At 63.9% G+C, this 18,523-nt stretch carries 19 protein-coding genes; 8 read left to right on the top strand and 11 right to left on the bottom strand.

Features of this window, described 5'->3' with window-relative positions; genetic code table 11:
* A partial coding sequence (locus QRN67_RS22070; protein WP_285413613.1) for a hypothetical protein occupies positions 1-396 on the top strand: 396 nt, incomplete at its 5' end.
* 144 nt (positions 397-540) lie between these two features.
* On the opposite strand, the gene QRN67_RS22065 is transcribed toward QRN67_RS22070, so the two are convergent.
* From QRN67_RS22065 to QRN67_RS22055, 3 genes are all read right to left on the bottom strand, one after another.
* The gene (locus QRN67_RS22065) at positions 541-852 is read right to left on the bottom strand and encodes a hypothetical protein (protein ID WP_285413612.1); all 312 of its coding nucleotides are present in this window, start codon (positions 850-852) and stop codon (positions 541-543) included.
* A gap of 330 nt (positions 853-1,182) precedes the next feature.
* Positions 1,183-1,842: a DUF2290 domain-containing protein gene (locus QRN67_RS22060; RefSeq protein WP_285413611.1), complete on the bottom strand. Its 660-nt coding sequence runs from the start codon at positions 1,840-1,842 to the stop codon at positions 1,183-1,185.
* A gap of 3 nt (positions 1,843-1,845) precedes the next feature.
* On the bottom strand, positions 1,846-3,957 hold the full coding sequence (locus QRN67_RS22055; protein ID WP_285413610.1) for a DEAD/DEAH box helicase: 2,112 nt from the start codon (positions 3,955-3,957) through the stop codon (positions 1,846-1,848).
* Between the two features lie 319 nt (positions 3,958-4,276).
* On the opposite strand from QRN67_RS22055, the gene QRN67_RS22050 reads away from it, so the two are divergent.
* Together QRN67_RS22050 and dkgB are read left to right on the top strand one after the other, a co-directional pair.
* The gene (locus tag QRN67_RS22050; RefSeq protein ID WP_285413609.1) at positions 4,277-5,479 is read left to right on the top strand and encodes an MFS transporter; all 1,203 of its coding nucleotides are present in this window, start codon (positions 4,277-4,279) and stop codon (positions 5,477-5,479) included.
* Between the two features lie 45 nt (positions 5,480-5,524).
* Complete coding sequence (dkgB, locus tag QRN67_RS22045) at positions 5,525-6,352, top strand: 2,5-didehydrogluconate reductase DkgB (protein WP_285413608.1); 828 nt, start codon at positions 5,525-5,527, stop codon at positions 6,350-6,352.
* 10 nt (positions 6,353-6,362) lie between these two features.
* Here dkgB and QRN67_RS22040 read toward each other — a convergent pair whose 3' ends face one another.
* The 7 genes from QRN67_RS22040 to QRN67_RS22010 all read right to left on the bottom strand — a co-directional run bounded on the left by QRN67_RS22040 (position 6,363) and on the right by QRN67_RS22010 (position 11,882).
* The gene (locus tag QRN67_RS22040) at positions 6,363-6,638 is read right to left on the bottom strand and encodes a hypothetical protein (RefSeq protein WP_081271372.1); all 276 of its coding nucleotides are present in this window, start codon (positions 6,636-6,638) and stop codon (positions 6,363-6,365) included.
* Positions 6,639-6,735: 97 nt separating this feature from the next.
* Positions 6,736-7,104, bottom strand: a complete 369-nt coding sequence (locus QRN67_RS22035; protein ID WP_081271373.1) for a hypothetical protein — start codon at positions 7,102-7,104, stop codon at positions 6,736-6,738.
* Between the two features lie 81 nt (positions 7,105-7,185).
* Positions 7,186-7,680, bottom strand: a complete 495-nt coding sequence (locus tag QRN67_RS22030) for a nucleoside deaminase (protein WP_285413607.1) — start codon at positions 7,678-7,680, stop codon at positions 7,186-7,188.
* 8 nt (positions 7,681-7,688) lie between these two features.
* Positions 7,689-8,933: a cyanate transporter gene (locus QRN67_RS22025; RefSeq protein WP_285413606.1), complete on the bottom strand. Its 1,245-nt coding sequence runs from the start codon at positions 8,931-8,933 to the stop codon at positions 7,689-7,691.
* Positions 8,934-8,974: 41 nt separating this feature from the next.
* Positions 8,975-10,177 (bottom strand): amidohydrolase family protein, encoded by a 1,203-nt coding sequence (locus tag QRN67_RS22020; protein ID WP_285413605.1) that lies wholly within the window; start codon positions 10,175-10,177, stop codon positions 8,975-8,977.
* A gap of 23 nt (positions 10,178-10,200) precedes the next feature.
* Positions 10,201-11,676, bottom strand: a complete 1,476-nt coding sequence (locus QRN67_RS22015) for a sodium:solute symporter family protein (RefSeq protein WP_106935732.1) — start codon at positions 11,674-11,676, stop codon at positions 10,201-10,203.
* Positions 11,673-11,882 carry a DUF3311 domain-containing protein gene (locus QRN67_RS22010; protein ID WP_285413603.1) on the bottom strand — a complete coding sequence of 70 codons (210 nt, stop codon included), beginning with the start codon at positions 11,880-11,882 and terminating at the stop codon, positions 11,673-11,675. Before QRN67_RS22010 ends, QRN67_RS22015 begins: the two co-directional genes overlap by 4 nt.
* 166 nt (positions 11,883-12,048) lie before the next feature.
* On the opposite strand from QRN67_RS22010, the gene QRN67_RS22005 reads away from it, so the two are divergent.
* The 3 genes from QRN67_RS22005 (at position 12,049) to QRN67_RS21995 (ending at position 14,709) form a co-directional block, all read left to right on the top strand.
* Positions 12,049-12,810, top strand: coding sequence for a GntR family transcriptional regulator (locus tag QRN67_RS22005; protein ID WP_081271402.1), 762 nt, complete (start codon positions 12,049-12,051; stop codon positions 12,808-12,810).
* Between the two features lie 67 nt (positions 12,811-12,877).
* Positions 12,878-13,828, top strand: a complete 951-nt coding sequence (locus QRN67_RS22000) for a DMT family transporter (protein WP_285413601.1) — start codon at positions 12,878-12,880, stop codon at positions 13,826-13,828.
* A 50-nt stretch (positions 13,829-13,878) separates the two neighbouring features.
* Positions 13,879-14,709 carry a TorF family putative porin gene (locus tag QRN67_RS21995; RefSeq protein ID WP_285413600.1) on the top strand — a complete coding sequence of 277 codons (831 nt, stop codon included), beginning with the start codon at positions 13,879-13,881 and terminating at the stop codon, positions 14,707-14,709.
* Between the two features lie 276 nt (positions 14,710-14,985).
* Here QRN67_RS21995 and QRN67_RS21990 read toward each other — a convergent pair whose 3' ends face one another.
* The gene (locus QRN67_RS21990; protein ID WP_285413599.1) at positions 14,986-15,981 is read right to left on the bottom strand and encodes a Bug family tripartite tricarboxylate transporter substrate binding protein; all 996 of its coding nucleotides are present in this window, start codon (positions 15,979-15,981) and stop codon (positions 14,986-14,988) included.
* A gap of 119 nt (positions 15,982-16,100) precedes the next feature.
* Here QRN67_RS21990 and QRN67_RS21985 point away from each other — a divergent pair, with 119 nt between their 5' ends.
* Together QRN67_RS21985 and QRN67_RS21980 are read left to right on the top strand one after the other, a co-directional pair.
* On the top strand, positions 16,101-17,780 hold the full coding sequence (locus QRN67_RS21985; protein WP_285413597.1) for an MBL fold metallo-hydrolase: 1,680 nt from the start codon (positions 16,101-16,103) through the stop codon (positions 17,778-17,780).
* On the top strand, positions 17,777-18,502 hold the full coding sequence (locus tag QRN67_RS21980; RefSeq protein WP_106935738.1) for an RNA pseudouridine synthase: 726 nt from the start codon (positions 17,777-17,779) through the stop codon (positions 18,500-18,502). The genes QRN67_RS21985 and QRN67_RS21980 overlap by 4 nt, the downstream gene beginning before the upstream one ends.
* The last annotated feature ends 21 nt before the right edge of the window (positions 18,503-18,523 follow it).

Here is an 18,523-nt window from a genome sequence, read left to right as displayed (position 1 = left end):
AGATTTAGATGGAAATCACCGGGCCAAGTGGGTCACTTCTGGATGGAAATCAACACCGAAGCATTTCTTCAAGGGAGAAGCAATTCTATGATCAAGGTCTGGGCACGTCTTCTTCTCAACGTGCTGGCGTGGTTCCTGGCGATGCCGGCCATGTTCGTGGCTGTGGGGGCGCTGGACCAGCGCAAGTTCCAGCCACTTTTCGAGAACCTCGTTCCAATCACAGCCGCGATCCTTTTTGCATGGGCGGCCTGGATCTATTGGCGCTTCGTTCTGAGCACCCCTCGAATCTGGCAGCGCATCGGCTATCTGGCCGCCTTTCTGCTGGGGATGTATCTGCTTGGAGCCGGCGCGCTGTGGGTGACCTTCTTGGTCATGCTGATGATCCACGGCGCTTAGCAGTCGCAGCCGCCAGCGCAGCACTGAGGAACAACTTCGAAGAGCCCTTGCACATCCAAGCCTCACCGCGCAGCCCGCGCGGAGACGATCAGCCGGCCAGACCGGCTGCCCGAATGAACAACGGACTCTTCGCTGCCGGCTATCTCAAGCGAGGTTCAGCTTGCGTCCTTGCACCGCTTCGCGCACCGCGCCGGCCGCGAGGTTGATGGCGTCGATGCGCGCCGTCAGCGCGTCGTTGAGCACACCGAGCAAGGCGCTCAGCTCACTGCGGCTGGGGGTGAGTTCCTCGCTGTCGTTCAGGGCGCTGGTGTCAACGAGCTTTCTGAGCGCGGCGTAGGCGCGCATCACGTCGTTGAGGTTTTCGGCGTCGTCGCAGGCTTGCAGGGCGAGGTCGTCGAGGTTGGGGGATGTGGATCGAGCGCTTGACTGCGCTGACGCGGATGCAGATTCAGCCATGTATGGCCTCCCAGAACTTCGGTTTTGCAACAACCGCCGCAACCGCTTCCAAACGATGGCGGCAGCTCGAACGGGTTGGAAGACCGGGAAGCTCTGACGAGAACCGGCAAGGCTCGCGCCTTCCCGTTCGAGCCGCCAAAACTGGAGGCGCAAACAGAAAAGCCGCAGACCATGTGCGGTAGCTGCGGCTTTCGTCGCAGAACTTCGACGGGCTTCCAAACCCGGACGCGCTTTTTTTGCGCGACGCGGCAGTATAGCTACGTACAGCCGTATCCATGCAAGGCCTGCAAATTTATAAAAGCCGCATGCAAATCTTGCTAAACAAAATAATTACGACACCACCAAATGGGTAATTTTTCTTTCCAAATCACTAATTGTTAAGTCCAACTGTGTGCTCTTTATTTTTTTATCAAATAAGTTTCTATGTCTCACATAAAATTTTCGATAGAAATTACGCAAAAGAAACATTGTGAAAACATATGGACTTACCGGCCCAGTCACTGGAATTCTACAGCCATCAAACTGACCCAACGTCAAATGGCATTGTGGATGATCAACATCCACATACTGCTCGGGGGCAAAATCAAAGCGAATCGGAAAACGGACTAATCGTTGAAACATTATGTCAGCAAAGAGTTCATCACTTTCGTATAGCAACGGGGCTTCTTCGATAGTTGGCAGAATCATTGAAGGGAAATAAGTGAGTCTATGCTTCAGAATCGCACCATTTTTGGCAAAAATATACTGAAAAGCTAGTAGACCACCATCGACCAGTTTTGAATGAAAGGCAGAATTTCGATCCAAATCTTCGTAAACCGTCTGGTAGTAAACATCCTTTAATGCATAGTTCGACATTGGAAGATCCCCAACACTTACGCGCCCCCCAGCAAGTGTTTGCACCGAAGGATTAAATTGCTGTGCTGACAGCCCGGCTTCAATCAGCCGCGCCAGCACCTCTCGAATTTGAGCGCCAATGACTTCTGCAGACATAGCTCAATACGGCCGATTTGCTTTTTTAAGCTGCTCAATAATATGATCCGCATCGAGCTCTCCACTATTCACAGCATCAAGTACGGCTTGAAGCTCTCTACGTTGCTTTGTCCTTTTTCTGCTAGTTTTTCCAACATTAATAAGTCTGAGTTGAGCCTTCTCTTCGGACGTTGGATAATTGAATTTTAGCTTGAAATCGTTTTCACGAAGCAAATTCAACTCTTCGATGAGCTTATCCATATGCGACCCAATTCCAAGAACACGCACCCAAGCTTTCGATCGAGTTATGGCGGTAAAAATCCTATTCCGCACGAGCGCAGTTGCGGCCTTATCCCATCCAGAATAACAATCCTGAGCATTTAAGATATACACCATCCCGGCCTCATTACCTTTAGCCCTAAAAATTCCTGTAAAGGTAACTGCATCGGCTTTGCTAAAAACGTCAGCTGATGTACTTACTCCAGCAAGCTCATTATTTACCCCATCTCGGAAGAGTGCTTGTCGAGCTGGTCCAACTTCACGTTGCGTCGTCAGAGGGTTTGGATTTATCACCACAATATCTTCAGGCCGCAACTCCTCATCCGAGATGTCTTTTTTAATTGCATTAACGAGCCACTCAGTCTGCTCAGCAGATGTGCCGAATTTTATGAATTGAATCAAATCGTCAGTACTGGAATGATCTTCGAGAAACAACGGGGACGTATCGGGCGTACGAGAAAGAACAACGTTTGTTCCCCCAGCAATTTCACCCGCTTCAACCACGTAACCGACATCGGTCCAAAGAGAATCTTGACCGAAAAATTGAACCAATCCGCTCTGACGATAAATTCCAAAACCCAGTGCATGCGCCGTTGCAAGTAGCGGCCTTGAATTTCGATAGCATTTCTCAAGAATAATATCTTGGCGAGGGCTATTAATTTCTTCCGCGCCAAAAACCACCAGCGGCCGTCCTTTAGTATCTGTCCCGAATAACTCTTCAGGAGGAAGGACGGCGTGGCCGGTCAATGATTGAAGTTCATCGTACGCATAGACCAATCGTTTGGGATCGCGCAAAAATGCATAGCAGAGCCTGAGAAATTCGGGCGGTAAATCTTGTGCTTCATCTACAAGCATGAGATCGTAATGCGGCTTAACAAGCGATGTTTGAGATAACGCCAAAGCACACACGCCTTTCAATTCATTGTTCTGGCCAAACTTGAGCTTTGCGCCTCCATAATCCATGAAATCGACGCCATGCTCAACACAGTAGCGGTGATAGATTCCATCTCGCTCTTTACCACCGGGACCACCCCACGCGTTGAGAATGTCGATCTGCGCCCAATCAGGCTCAGTTCCAGTCTGCTCAATTGTAAAATTGTTGATTAAACGGCGAAATTGTTCTTTCAATGAGCGCGTATTAAAAGTCACACCTATCTTCCATTCTGGATTTTGGGAATGAAGATACGCTACCTTTAACGCCAAAATAATAGTTTTACCCGAACCCGCCAGCCCGCGGATCCGCTGCACACCCTCAACGGTTTCGATCACGGCTTGGGATTGATGTTGATCCAAGTTCGCAATGGAATCTTCTACCTTCTTCAGTTTAGCGCCCTTGGAGTCAGGTTTTTTTGGCTCTCTCTTTAGCCTACCCGCCCTAATAGATGTCACAACCTGCACTGCAGCGACTAGTGCCGAATAGGTGGCTGAATCGGACTCCCAGCTAAAACCTTTGATCTGTGAATTAAGATTCACGGAGTTCGCAATGAAGTACGGCTCCATGCTCTCCGGGATTGTAGTTTTTGCGGGCGCAAAAGTAATTACATTAATCGCAAACTTAAGCTGCCTGCCTTGTTTTAGATTGGGGTACGGCTTGAATTTAACCTCAAGCATCGAAGCAACATCATCTTGCCTATTTTTATATTCGCCAATTTCCGTACCTTCAACCAAATCAAATGCAACAAGACCAAGCTCTGCAGAAATTAGGAGTGCATCGAACTTCACTGGCCCAAGTGGAGAACCCATAATTGGATATCCGATATAAAGTTGGCCTTGCGCATCCATCTCCGCCAACTGCTCTGCGAGTAAGCGCGAGGACTCAGGTTTGTCTTTTGCCGTTCCCCAAATAACGTCGATCATTTAATTTCCACAATAGGCAGTTGGCCGGCGAAATAGCCGCTAAAACACAGGCTCAAGGCGAGTGCCAGATCAGAGTGCCATGATGCCTCATGCTAGTTTGCAAGGCACAGTTCAGTTCGCCGAAAGATCGCGCCTGCCAGACAAGTGGCCGAACGCCAGTTGTCAATCTTTGGTCGTCCCATGCTCACATCCGAGGACGGATCTGCCGCGCAAGCGCTAGATCTTTGCTTTTGAAGCAACTATCTTCTGTCCCAACCCCCATTTATCCGCAAAGGTAACCACAAGACACTCCTCTACATCCAATAAAAGGAGTGCCCTCATGCCCATAGCCCTACTAGCGCTGACCCTCAGCGCCTTCGCCATCGGAACGACCGAGTTCGTCATCGTTGGCCTCATCCCCACAGTCGCAGCCGACCTCCACATCGGCCTCCCCTCCGCCGGCCTGCTGGTCAGCCTCTATGCACTGGGCGTCGCCATCGGCGCGCCGGTGCTCACGGCCCTCACGGGCAAGCTGCCGCGCAAGGCGTTGCTGCTCGGGCTGATGGCGCTGTTCACGGTCGGCAATCTGCTGGCGTGGCAGGCGCCGAGCTATGAATCGCTGATTGCCGCCCGCGTGCTCACGGGGCTGGCGCACGGGGTTTTCTTCTCCATCGGCTCGACGATTGCCACCGGCCTGGTGCCGAAGGAAAAGGCGGCGAGCGCCATCGCGATCATGTTCACGGGCCTCACGGTCGCACTGGTCACGGGTGTGCCGCTGGGCACGTTCATCGGGCAGCACTTCGGCTGGCGCGAGACTTTCCTGGCCGTGTCTGCGCTGGGCGTTGTCGCGTTCATCGGCAGTTGGATATTCGTGCCCTCCAACATCCGCCACACGCCGCCGGCCTCGCTGGCGCAGCAGGCCAAGGTGCTGGCCGAGCCGCGCCTGTTGCTGGTGTATGCGAAGACGGCCATCGGCTATGGCGGCTCGTTCATTCCGTTCACGTTCCTGGCGCCCATCCTCACTGACGTGTCGGGCTTCAGCGCGGGCGCCGTGGGCTGGGTGATGCTGGTGTACGGTGTGTCGGTGGCGGTCGGCAACATCTGGGGCGGCAAGCTGGCCGACCGCATGGGCCCCATTCCGGCGCTGAAGGTCATCTTCGCGCTGCTGGCCGCCGTGCTGCTGGTGTTCAACTTCGCGGCGCCGCACAAGTGGCTGGCGCTGCTCGCGGTGCTGATGTGGGGCGCGGTGGCGTTCGGCAATGTGCCGGGGCTGCAGGTGTACGTGGTGAAGCAGGCCGAGCGCTTCACGCCGCAGGCGGTGGACGTGGCCTCGGGCCTGAACATCGCGGCGTTCAACCTGGGCATTGCCGGCGCGGCCTGGGCCGGTGGGCTGATCGTGACGCACCTGGGGCTGATGCACACGCCGTGGATTGGCGCACTTGTTGTGCTCGTGTCGCTGGCCCTCACGCAATGGAGCGGCGTGCTCGACCGCCGTGCCGGCATTCCGGTTCGCGCTTCGGGGCCGGTGCCGGCCGGCCACTGAGCTTCTTTTTTCTTCTTCTCTTTTTTCAACGCACAAGGACAACACATGAATACGAACAACAGCCACAGCAACCCCATTCCCGCATTCGGCCTCGGCACCTTCCGCCTGAAGGGCCAGGTGGTCATCGACTCGGTGAAGAACGGCCTCGACGTGGGCTACCGCACCATAGACACGGCGCAGATCTACGGCAATGAAGCCGAGGTAGGCCAGGCCATTGCAGAAAGCGGCGTGGCGCGCAAAGACCTGTTCATCACCACCAAGATCTGGACCGACAACTACGCCAAAGACAAGCTGGTGCCCAGCCTGAAAGACAGCCTCGCCAAGCTGCGCACGGACCACGTCGACCTGACGCTGATCCACTGGCCCTCGCCAGGCGATGCGGTGCCGGTGGCCGAATTCATGGACGCGCTGGCAGATGCCAAGGCGCAGGGGCTCACCAGGCACATCGGCGTGTCCAACTTCAACATCGCGCTCATGAAGGAAGCCATCGCGGCCGTGGGCGCGCAGAACATCGCCACCAACCAGATCGAGCTGCACCCGTACCTGCAGAACCGCAAGGTGGCGGAGTTCGCAAAGAGCCAGGGCATCCACATCACTTCTTACATGACGCTGGCCTACGGCAAGGTGCTGAACGATCCGGTCATCGAGGCGATTGCCAAGGCGCACGGCGCGACCACCGCGCAGGTCACGCTGGCATGGGCGATGCAGCTGGGCTACGCGGTGATTCCGTCGTCCACCAAGCGCGCGAACCTCGAAGGCAACCTGCGCGCGCAGCAGCTCAGGCTGACGGACGCGGAGATGGCGCAGATCGCGGCGCTCGACCGTGGCGAGCGCCTGACCGACCCGGCCGGCCTGTCGCCGGCCTGGGACTGATCGCAAAAGCTCATCGGCACACCGATTCTTCCGGCGTCTCCACGGCGTTCACTACGAAGAAGCGGTTCATTCCGTCCATGGTGTCGAAGAAGCCCCGCTTCGAGCGGCGCAGGGGTGTGCCGTCGAGCAGCTTGTAGCTCACCGCGCCCTTGATGGTGGGGTAGCGCTTGGAGATGCTCACGCGCACCAGGCACTCCGTGCTCTCGATGACCGTGTGCGAACGCTCGCGCGCATCCACGACCTCGAAGCGGCCGGTCTCCTGCAGGACGGACTCGTAGGTAGCCATGACGCGGTTTTTCTGCGCAATCGCGGCGCTGGATGCCGAACAAGACGCAAATCGTGGGTAGGACGGTTCCTGCACCACGCCGTTGCGGCGCGCCGCGCTAGTGGCCGGGGAGGCGCTCCGACTCCAGCACGAGGGCGCTGGCCTGCTCGGCGGCGCTGGCGGCCAGGCAATCGGCTCTCAGTGCAGCGGCGACTTTCTCTGGCGCCTCCTGCAGCTCGGCAATGTCGCGCTCGCCGACGCAGTAGCCGTCGAGCCGCACGTAGATGCGATGGAAATTGCCGCCCAGCGCCCGCGCCACGTCGAGCAGGGAATCGGCAAGCGTCGGGAAGCCGCCGTTGCTGTATGAGCTGGGCGGTATCACGCCCTTGTAGCGGGGAGCTCGAACCGAATAGGCATAGAAAGCGCCCTCCTTGCGGAGTTCAACCACGGGCTGGAGGCTGCGCGGCGCTTCCTTCGTTGCTTGCATGGCCGCAGTGTAGTGCGATGCATCGGCCCGCTACAGAGACCGGAGGTTCGCATGGACCGGGGCATGCCGAATACGTTTGCTCTACCTTGCCCGTCGCGTCGCAGCCCACTCCGCAAGGATGCGAACGGCCTCGCCATCGAGCTTCTGCTCGGCGGGCAGGCGGCGTTCGTCGAGCGGCGCACCGGCCTCGGCGCGCAGTGCCTCCACGTCGATGGGGTGCCGCGCCTCGACCGTCACGCCCTCGAAGGCCTGGCCGGACTGCGCCAGCGACGCCGCGTAATACAGCCTGGCGATGCCCGCGATGTGCATGGCCGCCGCGCACATGGCGCAGGGCTCGCACGATGTGTAGAGCTCGCAGCCCGACAGGTCGACGGTGCCCAGCCTGCGGCAGGCGTCGCGAATGGCTTCCACCTCGCCGTGCGAGGTCGGGTCCGAGTGCGCGACGGAATGATTGAAGCCTTCGCCGACGATCGCGCCGTCTTTCACGACGACGGCGCCGAAGGGCTCGGTGCCGGGCTGCGTCAATGCCTGCGCCGACAGGGCCAGTGCCCGTTGCATGAATTCTTGTTGGTACATGATGGTGCTCAGGTCTTTCCGGTCGTGGCGCTGTCGAGTGCGGGGGTTGGACGGGCAGCGCCGTGGCGCGGCTGCGGCTGCGGGACGAACAGCCCGGCCGTGGCAGCGGCATAGCGGCGTGGATCGAAGCGCAGCATCAGCGGCAGCAGCACCACGACCACGGCCGCCAGGTAGGCCCACGCCATCGTGAAGCCGCCGGTGTGCTCGCGCACCCAGCCGGTAACGAAGGGCGCGAGCGCCGCGATCATGAAGCCCACGCCCTGCATGAATGCGGCGAGCGCGCCGGCCTGCGCGGGATCTGGCAGGTGGTCGAGCGCCAGCACCATGCACAGCGAGAAGGCACCGCCCAGGCCGAAGCCCAGCACCACCGCGATGGCGACGGCCGGCACGGGCGCATCGAAGGTCAGCGCGCAAAAGCCCGCCAGCTGCGCGGCGAGCGTGAGCGCCAGCCAGGGCCGCAGATCGCGCCCCCGGCTGCGCGCGATGGCGGGCATGGCGAGCGCGGCAATCACCTGCGCGGCCGTCATCAGCGCGAGGACCGAGCCGCCCTGCTGCGCGGTCCAGCCCTGCTGTGCGTAGAAGTGCGGCAACCATGCGACGAGGCTGGTGTAGCCGCCGTTGATGAGGCCGAAGCACGCAGCCAGAAGCCACGCGCGGCGGCTTGCGAAGCAGCGCAGCCACGAGAGGTTCTGGCGCGGCGCGTCGGCAACGGTGAATTCCATGCGCCGCATGTTCAGCCAATACAGCAGCGCGAAGGTCGCGAGCACGGCCCATATGGCAAGGCCCGCGTGCCAGTCGGGCCGTGCGCCGCCGATTGCATGCGCCACCCACGGGCTGGCGATGGCGCCGAGCCCGCCGCCGCCCATGATGGCGGCGGAGTACAGCCCCGTCATCACGCCGATGCGCGCCGGGTAGGCCTGCTTCACCACGCCGGGCATCAGCGCCTGCACCAGCCCGACGCCCGCGCCCGCGAGCGCCGCACTCCACAGCAGCGCAGCCGCGCCGCCCGCCACATAGCGGCTCGCGCAAGCCAGCGCGATGGCCCCAAGCCCGAGCGCGACACCGCCGCGCGCGCCGATGCGCTGGCCGACCGCCGCGCCGCACAGCGACGTGGCCCCCATCGCGAACATCGGCAGCACGGTGAGCAGCGCCACCGCGTGAAAACCGATGCCGGTGGCAAGGCGGATGGGCTCGAGCAGCGGGCTGCTCGACGTGAGAAAGGCGCGCAGGTTGAGCGCCACCAGCACGATCACTACCGCAAAGGCGACGCCTGCGTCACGACTTCGCGCTGCCCTCACAAGGCAGCCACGTCGGCCTGCAGCACGCCGTTGCGCGCCACGATGCGGCCGCCCGCCACCACCAGCTTGCGCACGGGCCGCGAGACCACGGCATGAGCGACGGTCTGCGCATCGACCAGCACCAGGTCGGCGCGGTTGCCGGGCACCAGGCCATAGGCCTCGAAGCCGCAGCCGCGCGCGCCGGCGTGCGTGACGGTGTCGAGCGCCACTTCGATCTCGTCGTCGCGGCGCAGGTTGTAGCGCAGGCCGATGATCATGGCGCGCTCCAGCATGTCGGGGTTGCCGTAGGGCGACCAGGTGTCGCGGATGCCGTCGTTGCCGCCGACCACCGTCACGCCGGCCTGACGGCAGGCCATGAGCGGCGGCACGGTGCGCGAGGGCGGCGCGCTGGTGACCAGCACCACGCCCAGCCTGGCCATGCGCGCGAGCAGCGCGTCGCGCTCGCGTTCGCTCACGTCGCCAAGGCAGAAGCCGTGGCTGATGGCCACCTTGCCCTGCATGCCCAGCGCCTCGGTGCGCTGCAGGATCAGGTCGAGCGAGAAGGCGCCCATGGCGCCGGGCTCGTGCAGGTGGATGTCGACGGGGCGCTGGTGCCTGTGGGCAATGCCGAACAGCACGTCGAGCGACTTCACCGGGTCGCCGTCGATGGCGCAGGGGTCGAGGCCGCCGAGCACGTCGGCGCCCATCGCCAATGACTGGTCGAGCAGTTCGGCCGTGCCCGCCCGGCCCAGCAGGCCCGACTGCGGAAAGGCGACGATCTGGATCTGCTGCACGTCGCGCAGCGCCTCGCGCGTGCGCAGGGTGCCTTCCAGGTGGCGCAGGCCGGCCTGCGTGTCGACGTCGACGTGCGTGCGCAGCCGCGTGGTGCCGAGCGCGAGAAAGGCCTTGGCCAGCACCAGCGACTGCGCGGCGGCGTCGTGCCCGCTCGCGTGGCGGAAGGCGCGCTCGTTCTCGATCTTGTCGGTGAGGTTGGTGCCGACCTCGTTGCGGTACCAATCCATGCCCCACATGGTCTTGTCGAGGTGGGTGTGGCCTTCGACGAGGCCGGGCAGCAGCAAGGCGCCGCCGCCCTCTTCGACGGCAATGCCCGCGGGCGCGGCCAGCGCGGGCCCGGCACCGGCAATGCGCCCTTCCTGCACCAGAACGTCGACCGGGGAAGCGCCCATGGGGCGCACATTGCGAATCAGCAGAGAAGACATGGCGACGGGTTCCTTGAAAGTCATCAGGCGGGCTGCGGCGCGGCGCCGCGCGGCAGGATGCGCGGCGTGCACAGCGCCACCAGCACGAACACCAGCGCGTTGGTCGCCAGCGCCACGAGGCCGGTGTTGAGCGACTTGAACACGACCGGTGCCGCGGGGAACAGCGTACCCAGGTTCGAGCCCGTGGTCATCATGAAGCCCAGCACCGCGCCGCCGGCCAGGATGCCCGCGAAGGCTGCATGCTTGTTGCCGAAGGGCTTCTTCATGAGGCTGAACAGCAGCGAGGGCAGCAGTTGCGTGAGCAGGCTCGACGCGAAGATGGCCACCGCCACGATGGTGGTGCCGCCGCGCAGCACGAAGTACACCGCCACCAGCGCGAACACCGGCAGCACGCCGCGCGCCACGCGCGACACCTGCTTGTCGGTGGCATGGGGCGCGAAGCCTTCCTTGTAGACGTTCTTGCCGATCACGGTGGAAGCCGTGAGCAGGATCATCGAGCCCGGCACCAGCGCGGTGAGCACGCCCGTGCCGCCGATGACGCCGACGAACCACGGGTCGAAGGTGTGCTTCACCAGGCCGAACAGCGCCAGGTCGACCTCCGAGCCCTTGAGCCCCGGCACCTGCAGGATGGCCGCGAAGCCGACCAGGAACAGGAAGGCGATGACCACCTGGTACAGCGGCATCAGGATGGTGTTGCGCCGCACCGCGCTGGCGCTCTTGGCCGCATACACCGAGGTGAGGTTGAACGGATACAGGTAGTAGCCCAGCGCCGTCAGCAGGATGGTCGAGTTGTACCAGGTGAGGTTCAGGCCCTCCTTGGGAAACTCGAAGAAAGTGGGGTTGGCCGCGTGGATGGCGGTGAACATGGGCGTGACGCCGCCATAGTAGTGCCACGGCAGGTAGATGCCGAGGAACACCGCCAGCGCAAGGATCAGCACGTCCTTCACGATGGCGATGCTGGCCGAGCCGTGGATGCCCGAGAACAGGATGTAGCTCACCATCACCACCGTGCCGATCCAGATCGCCACCTGCGGCGCGATGGAGCCGTACGAGGCCTCTGACACGATGATGCCCAGGCCGCGCAGCTGGATGGTCAAAAGCGCCACCATGCCCATGAGCGCGACGACGGACACCAGCACGCCGAGCGGCCGGCTGTCGTACTTGTGCGCGAAGAAGTCCGAGAACGACACCAGCTTGTGCGTGGTGGCGTAGCGCCACACGGCGGGCAGCATCCAGAAGGCCATGAGGTAGGCCAGCCCGCCGTACGCCAGGATGTAGAAGGCCGGCGTGCCCTTGCTGTAAGACCAGCCGCTCGCGCCCAGGAAGGTGAAGGTGGAGAACGACTCGCCCGCCATCAGCAGGAACACCATGATGGCGCCCAGCCCGCGCCCGCCGAGCGCCCATTGCTCCAGGCTCATGGTGCGCCCGCGCCGCGCCAGCACCGCCAGGCCCAGCGCACCGATCACGAACAGCGCGATGACTGCCAGCGCGGCGTTCATTGCGAGCCTCCGGCAGCGGGTGCGTCGATGTCGCCTTCGGCGCGGTCGATGACCACCATGATCAGCGAGGTCAGCACCAGCCAGCTGACGTTCCACACCATCAGGAACGGCATGCCGAGGACGAAGGTGGGCGCGACGGACGACAGCCATCCGCCGCTGAAGAAGGCGAGCACCGGCAGCGCTGCCAGCCATTTGACGGATTTCATCGGGAGCCTCGAATCATGGTTTGGTTGGGAATGTTGAATAATTTTGGTCAACCAGAAATATTTATTTTGGTTAACCAAACGGAGCGAATGGTAGGGAGCCGGGCCGGCCGAGTCAATCCGGGGGCTTTCCCGTAGGCGCGGGCCGCAGGCAATAATCCGGTTGCCCATGCCTGCCGCCACCCGCCGAACCCCAGCGCCCTCCCCCGCCCCGGAACCCATCGACGCCGAAGACGCGAACGTGGACGAACGCGTCTACGCCGCCGTTTCCAAGGCCCTGCTCAGCGGCAAGCTGCGCCCCGGCACCCCCCTGCGCGAACGCGCGCTGGCCGAGGCCCTGGGCTGCACGCGCGGCGCGGTGCGCAAGGTGCTGGCGCGGCTGGGCTCCGAAAAGCGGCTGGTGCTGGAGCACAACCGCGGTGCCTTCGTGCCCAACCCGTCGATCGACGACATGCGCGGCATCTACCGCGCGCGCCGCATCGTGGAGGCGGGGCTGATCACCACACTGTTCGGCAACCTCGAGCGCGAGCAGGTGGCCGCCCTGCGCAAGCACGTGCAGGCGGAGCAGAAGGCGTTCAAGGAAGGCCGGCGCGAAGACTCGATACGGCTGGCCGGCGACTTCCACCTGCTGCTGGCGCAGATGGCGGGCAGCGACGAGTTGCTTTCATACATACAGCGGCTGATTTCGAACACCGAGCTGTACAAGGCGCTCTACGACTCCGCCGAGGCCGCGAGCTGCGCGCCCCGCGAGCACGAGCAGATCATCGAGGCGCTGACCACCGGCAAGTCGCTCGACAAGGCGCTGGCCGTGGCGATGGAGCATCTGGACGAGCTGGAGCAGCGCGTGATCGCCGGCGCGGCGGCCGAACAGGAAGTGGACCTGGCGACGCTGCTGAACGGCGGCGGCAAGCCGCACGACCACCCGCACTGACAGCGACATCCACGCTTCGCCCGCGGGCGAAGTGCCGGTGCGCCGCCGCCGGGATGATCGGCGCACCATGCACGCATCGACGCCCTCTTCCGCCACCCACGCCCCGGTCAACCCCGCCTTCGAATGGGCGCTGCTCGCGGTACTCGCCACCTGCTGGGGCGCTTCGTACACCTTCATCAAGATCGGCGTGGCGACCATCCCGCCGGTCACGCTGATCGCGGCGCGCACGCTGGTTGCCGGAGCGCTGCTGCTCGCGGTGCTGCGCATGCGCGGCGTGAAGCTGCCGAAGGAGCCGGCGATGTGGGGCCGCTTCGCGGTGCAGGCCTGCCTGAACAGCGTGCTGCCGTTCACGCTGATTGCCTGGGCCGAGCGCAGCGTGGACGCAGGCCTGGCGACCATCCTGAACTCGACCTCGCCGATCTTCATCTTCCTGCTGGGGCTGGGCCTGGGCAGCGCGGGCAGGCCGACGCTGCAGCGCTTCTTCGGCGTGGGCGCCGGGCTGGCGGGCATCTGCCTGATCGTCGGACTGGAGGCGCTGAACGGGCTCGGGCATTCGCTGCTCGCGCAACTCGCGCTGGTGGCGGCGGCCGTGTGCTACGGCTGCGCCGCGATGTTCGGCCGCGTGTTCAAGGGCCTGGACCCGATGGTGCCGGCAGCCGGCTCGCTGCTGAGCGGCACCGCGATGCTGCTGCCCGCGAGCCTCGCCATCGACCGGCCCTGGACGCTGGCGCCTTCGGCCGCGTCCGTGGCGGCAGTGCTGGCGCTGGCGGTGCTGTCGACGGCGCTGGCCTTCACCATCTACTTCCGCCTCATCAGGACGCTGGGGCCGATGTCGACTTCCGCGCAGGCCTACCTGCGCGTGCCCATCGGCGTGGCGGTCGGCGTGCTGTTCCTCGGCGAAACGCTCGCGCCCACGGCGTGGATCGGGCTGGGGTGCGTGGTGGCCGGCGTGATCGCGATGACGATGCCCGAGGCGAAACTTTTGCGCCGCGGCCTGCATTTTTTACGCGGCTTTTAGACGCCCGCTCCTACGCTGCCGGCTCCTCCACAAGTTGGCTTTTTCCAGCAATGAAACATCTGATCCGCATCGCCCTGCCGGTGCTCGTTCTCCCCACCCTGGCCGCCCTGCCGATGCTTGCGAACGCGCAGCTCTCGGGCAACGTGGCGTTCACCACCGACTACAAGTTCCGTGGTCAAGACCAGGACATGCTGGGCAAGAACGACTACGCCAAGACCAAGGCTTTCAAGCCGGCCATACAGGGCGGCTTCGACTACGCCTTCGGCGACAGCGGCTTCTATGTGGGCAACTGGAATTCGAGCGTCAACTGGCTCAAGGGCAACAGCATCGAGAGCGACATCTACGGCGGCTACAAGTTCAAGGCCGGCGTGTTCGACATGGACGTGGGCGCGCTCACGTACATCTACCCTGGCAATTCGTCGGGCAACACGACGGAGATCTACGGCAGCGCGGGCTACACCGACGAGGCCATCGGCTCTTTCACGCTGAAGTATTCGCACACGGTGTCGAAGGACTACTTCGGCTATGCGGGCAACAAGGCCGGCTCGGGCCTGAAGGGCACGAACACGGGTTACCTGAACCTGGCCTACAGCAAGGAGATTGTTCCGAAGGTCACGTTGAAGGCTGCAGTGGGCTACACCAACATGTCGAGCGACATCCGAAGCCTGGGCTACAAGAGCTATGTGGACTACAACGTGGGCGCAAGCTACGACTTCGGCAACGGGTTGTCGCTGGCGGGCTCCGTGCAGGGCGCGAACAAGCAGAGCTCTTATCTTGCAGTGAGCAATCCGGGAGTCGACCTGGGCTTTGGTGCGTTCGGCAGGCAGACCTACTCGCCCAACAAGGCGCGCTTCATCGTTACTCTGACCAAGACGTTGTAGGCGGCGTTGTTCGGGGCGCGTTCACGCCGCCGGGGTACCTTGCTCCGCGAATGTCCCCCGGCCTTCGGCCTCCTCCTTTATTACGCTGCGCAAGGCACCCCGCCGTCGTGACCGATCAGAGCACCGGTCGACCGGCCGCAAACCGGCAGCGTGCCCTGTGCACAGGGCGTCGGGTACTCCCCGCAGCGAAATAAAGGAGGAGGGGCGAAGCCCCGGGGGACATTCGCGGAGGGGAGTACCCGGCGGCCTGTGCACACACCCCCGAAAAAGCAGCGCTCAATCGATGCTGATATTCGCCGCCTTGGCAACTTCGGCCCACTTCACGCGATTCGCGTGCACGGTCTTCTTGAACTCGGCTGGCGTCTCGATGCGCACCGTATTGCCCTGGCTCTCGAAACGCTCGCGAATCTCCGGCGTCTCCAGCACCGCCTTGACCGCCGCGTTGAGCTTGTCGACGATCTGCGGGTCGGTGCCCTTGGGCGCGAAGATGCCGAACCAGATCGAGCTGTCGAAACCCTTGGTGCCCGGCAGGCCGCTCGATGCAATGGTGGGCACCTCCTTCACCGCCGGCACCGGCGTGGCGGTGGTCACGCCCAGCAGCCGCACCTTGCCGGCCTTGTAGTGCGGAAGCACCGTCTGCACCTGGTTCATGATGCAGCAGGTCTCTCCGCGCACCACCGACGTGATCGCCTCCGGCCCGCCCTTGTACGGCACGTGCACTATGTTCAGGCCCAGGCGCGAGTTGAACTCGGCAAACGCCATGTGCGTACCCGCGCCGTTGCCTGTAGACGCATAGTTGTACTTGCCGGGATTGGCCTTGACCAGTTCGACAAACTCCTTCAAGGTCCTGACGTTGATCACGTCGGGATTGATGGTGAGCACGTTCGACACGTCGAGCACCGGCGCCACCGCAATGAAGTCGGCCTCCACGTCGAAGGGCAGCTTCTTGTAGAGCGCGGCATTGCTGCCGTGCGTGGCGGCGGTGCCGAAGGCGAGCGTGTAGCCATCGGGCTTGGCGTGGGCCACGTAGTCGCTGGCGATGTTGCCGGCGGCGCCGGACTTGTAGTCGATGATGACGGGGCGGCCCAGCTGTTTCGACAGCGGCTCCTGGATGGTGCGCGCGACAACGTCGACGCCCGAGCCGGCCGGGAAGCCCATGATCAACGTGACGGGCTGTTGAGGCCAGTCCGACTGGGCCGGGGCCGTGGCGGAAATGAGCGCGGCGGCGGCGGCCACCAGAAGCGAACGACGCGAAAAGGGAGAATGAGCCATGACAGTCTTTCTTCGAGGCAAGCGGTGCATGCGCGAATTGTGGCGCGGCACTCATGCCCGAATCCACATGAGCTTATGCGCGACACACGCGCGCGGCACCTGCTCCCGATAATCGCCCCATGGTCCGTTCCTCCCAACAAATTCACCCCGCACGCGAGCCCGCGCCCGTGCGCGCGGCGGCCACCGTGCTGCTGCTGCGCGACACCGCCGCCGGCATCGAAGTGCTGATGACGCGCCGCTCGGCCACCGCCAGCTTCGCACCCGGCGCCTATGTGTTCCCCGGCGGCCACATCGACGCGGCCGACGAAGCCGCCAAGCGCATCGCCACCCGCCGCCCCACGCAGAGCCGGGTGCAGCGCACGCAGGCCATCGCAGCCATTCGCGAAGCCTTCGAAGAGCTCGGCATCCTGCTCGCGCACCATGCTGCCGACGGCCGCCCCGTGAGCGCCGCGGACATCGCCGCGATGGACCGCGCCGATACGGCCGGCACCGCCTTCGCCGACCAGTGCGCCGCGCGCGGCCTGGTGCTCGACTCCGACAAAGTATTCACCTTCGCGCACTGGATCACCGACCGCGACCTGCCCAAGCGCTTCGACGTGCCATTCCTGGTGGCGCGCATGCCCGAGGGCCAGACGCCCACGGCCGACGAGAGCGAGCAGTTCGAGCCCTGCTGGGTGCGCCCGGCCGACGCGCTCGCGCGCCACGCGGCAGGCAGCTTCTTCATGATCTTCCCGACCGTGCGCACGCTGCAGCGCATGGCCGCCTATGCCAGCGTCGACGCGGTGCTCGCGGCCTGCGCGCCGGGCGGTGCCGGCGAGGCGCCGCTCTGGACCAGCTGCCCGCGCGCCGGCCTGCTCAAGGGCGAGGACGCGCGCTACATGGAGCACGAGTCGCCCTTCGGCGAGCTCGCGCTGGTGTGCCCCGACGGCCAGATCGCGCATGCGCTCGACTGGCAGAGCGAGCACCCGGTGGCGCTGCTGAAGAACGTGATGCGCCTCACCGCGCCCAACCCCAGCGCCATGACCGGCCCCGGCACCAACAGCTACATCGTGGGCGACGCGGCCACCGGCTACATCGTCATCGACCCGGGCCCGAACGACTTCGACCACATCGGCCGCCTGTGGCGCGCCACGCATGGCGACATCCGCATGATCGTGTGCACGCATTCGCATGCCGACCATTCGCCCGGTGCCGCGCCGCTGCAGGCGCTGTGCAAGGAAACGAGGCCGCCGATCCTCGGGCTGGCCTCGCGGCCGACCGCCCGCGCCACGGCGCGCTTCACGCCCGAGCGCGAACTGGCCGACGGCGAGCGCCTCGCGCTCTCCGGCACATCGCCCGAAGGCACGGCCACCACCCACACGCTGCGCGTGATCCACACGCCCGGCCACGCCGCCAACCACCTGTGCCTGCTGCTCGAGGAAGACGGCCTGCTGTTCTCCGGCGACCACATCCTGAACGGCAGCACCACGGTGGTCGACCCGCCCGACGGCGACATGACGGCCTACCTCGAATCGCTCGACAAGCTCGACGCGGCCTGCGAGGCCGGCGGCGTCGAATTCATCCTGCCCGCGCACGGCTACGTGATCGGCTTCGCGCGCACCGCCATCGCGATGCTGAAGGCGCACCGCCTGAAGCGCGAGGCCAGGATCGCCGCCGCCATGCAGCAGCTGCCCGACGGCACGCCCGAGCAATGGCTGCCCATCGCCTACGACGACGTGCCCGAGCGCATGTGGCCGGTGGCGGCACGATCGCTGGCCGCGCATGTGGCGCGCATCCAGCAACTGAATGCGGCCCGATGAACAGAAGCGCCCCTGAAAAAGACGACGGCGAAGGCATCCGCCTGGCCAAGCGCGTGGCGGCCATGGCCGGCGTGTCGCGCCGCGAGGCCGAGCTGCTGATAGAGAACGGCGCCGTGCGCGTGGACGGCGTGCAGCAGATGCTGCCGCAGTCGCGCGTGCTGCCGCGCCAGCAGGTCGAGATCGAGGCCGGCGCCAGGCCGCAGCCCATCCTTCCCGTCACGCTGCTGCTCTACAAGCCCGCGGGCATGCCCACCGACAAGGCGCACAGCCTGCTGGTGGCCGCGAACCACCACGAGCCCGAGCGCGCCGGGCAGCGCTTTCTGCCGGCCCATGCGAAGGGGCAGCAATGCATGACGCCGCTGGAGACCGGCGCCAGCGGGCTGGTCGCGTACACGCAGGAGTTCCGCATCGAACGCAAGCTGCACGAAGACGCCGGCATCCTCGAGCACGAGGTGATGGTCGACGTGGCCGGCCCGGTGGCCCCCGAGGTGCTGGCGCGGCTGGAGCGCTCGCCCGCGCGGGTGAGCATCGGCCGCCAGAGCGACGAACAGACCGGCCTGCGCTTCGCGCTCAAGGGCGCGCAGCCGGGGCAGATCGCCCACATCTGCGACAACGTGGGCCTGCGAATCCTGGCGATGCGGCGCATCCGCATCGGCCGCGTGCCGCTGGCGGGGCTGCAGCCCGGCCAGTGGCGCTACCTGGCACCCCAGGAACGCTTCTGAACGACGACAAGAACCACAACC

The organism is Variovorax sp. efr-133-TYG-130 (assembly GCF_030208835.1).
In the GTDB taxonomy this organism is placed as follows: domain Bacteria; phylum Pseudomonadota; class Gammaproteobacteria; order Burkholderiales; family Burkholderiaceae_C; genus Variovorax.
The sequence above is the reverse complement of the archived record's forward strand: the minus strand, read 5'-3'. Positions and strand labels throughout refer to the sequence as shown.